Below are 1805 nucleotides of genomic sequence, written 5' to 3'. Positions count from 1 at the left end.
AACACCCTGCGCACCCAACCCCGAACGACTCACCACCACCAACCGCCGCACCCCATGCACCACCACCAAATGCCGCACCACCAACCGCCCCAACACACCCGTCCCACCCGTCACCAACACCGTCCCCGGCAAAACGGTCGGTGCGGTTTCCTCCACCGCGACCCGCGCCAACCGGGGCACGTGCACCAGGCCACCGCGCACCGCCATCTGCGGTTCGTCGACCAGGGGCAGTGCCGGCAGCGCACGCCACGAGGCGGTGTCGTCGTCGGCGTCAACGAGCACGATCCGATCGGGGTGCTCGGCCTGAGCCGAACGCACCAACCCCCACACCGCCGCAGCGGCCGGATCCACCGGCTCGGACCCCACGGCCACCGCGCCTCGGGTCACCACCACCAGGCGCGTGCCCTCCAGTAGCGGTTCGGCCAGCCAGGCACCGACCGTCCGCAGCACCCCCGCGGCAGGGCCGGAGTTCGGGTCGTGGGTGTGGGCCGTGCCGGCTGCCTCGACGAAGACCACTGCCGGCACGGCCCCGTCCGCACTCGCCGTGCGCACCACTGTTTCGACGTCGGTGAACACCTCCGGTGTCGGGCCGGTGAATCGGCGTCCCGTTCCCAGCACGGCCCACGTCCGCGTCTGCTCGTTCGCGTCGGGCTCCGTCGGGTCGCCCCATTCCACGCGGAACAGCGAGTCGGCAACGGTGTCGCGGGAACGCGCCAACCGCTCTGCGGAGATCGGCCGGAACACGAGGGAGGCGAGCGAGGCGACCGGGGCGCCGGTCCCGTCCGCCAGGGTGAGCGATACCTCCCCAGGGCCTACGGCGACCGCGCGGACCCGAAGTTCGACGGCACCCGTCGCGTGCAGGGAAAAGCCGTTCCAGGCGAACGGCAGCAGCACGCTGCCCTCCTGGGGGGCGACGTCCTGGTCTGTGCAGAAGGTGCTGGCGTGCAGGGCACATTCCAGCAGCGCCGGGTGGAGGCCGAAGTCGGCTGCGTTCTGTTGCCCGGCGTCGGTCAGACCGATCTCGGCGAAGACCTCGTCACCGCGGCGCCAGACCGCCCGCACTCCCTGGAAGACAGGCCCGTAGTCGAGTCCGGCGTCGGCGAACGAAGCGTAGAGGGGGCCGATGTCAACGGGGGCCGCACCGGGGGGAGGCCATTCGGCAAGTTCGGTGTCCGGGACGGGAGTGGTGGGGGCGGTGGCCAGGAATCCGGCTGCGTGGCGGGTCCAAGGAGCTTCGGGAGGTGCGTCCTCCGGCCGGCCGTGCACGCTGACCGGGTACCGCCCGGAGGCATCCACGCCCTCGACCCGCACCTGGACGCGCACCGCTCCGTGGGCGGGCAGGACCAGTGGGGCCTCGGTGACCAGTTCCTCCAGGACATCGCAGCCGACCTCGTCTCCGGCGCGTACGGCCATCTCCACCAGCGCGACGCCGGGGACCACAACAGTGTCGAAGATGGCGTGGTCGGCCAGCCAGGGGTGGGTGCGCAACGACAGACGACCGGTGAACAGCACTCCGCCGGTGTCGGGGAGGCGCACGACGGCGCCGGCGAGGGGGTGGTCGGCCGCGTCCAGGCCGAGGCCGCCGGCGTCGCCCGTGCCGGGAGGTGCCTCCAGCCAGTAGCGCTGGCGGTTGAAAGCGTAGGTGGGCAGGTCCACCCGCCGCGCTTCGGGAAGCAGTACCGTCCAGTCGACGTCCACACCGCGCACATGGACCTCAGCCAACGAACACAACAACCGACGCAAACCACCGTCATCACGCCGCAGCGTCCCCGTGACCAAGGCCCGGGAGGTGTCTTCGTCCCCCT

The 1805-nt window shown here is 71.6% G+C and carries 1 protein-coding gene; it reads right to left on the bottom strand.

Features of this window, described 5'->3' with window-relative positions; genetic code table 11:
- A partial coding sequence (locus QSJ59_RS24240) for a SpnB-like Rossmann fold domain-containing protein (protein WP_285762091.1) occupies nucleotides 1-1722 on the bottom strand: 1722 nt, incomplete at its 3' end.
- Nucleotides 1723-1805 lie beyond the last annotated feature (83 nt).

Origin of the sequence: Nocardiopsis ansamitocini, assembly GCF_030268225.1 — a bacterium.
GTDB classification, from domain to species: Bacteria; Actinomycetota; Actinomycetes; order Streptosporangiales; family Streptosporangiaceae; genus Nocardiopsis_D; species Nocardiopsis_D ansamitocini.
The sequence above is the reverse complement of the archived record's forward strand: the minus strand, read 5'-3'. Positions and strand labels throughout refer to the sequence as shown.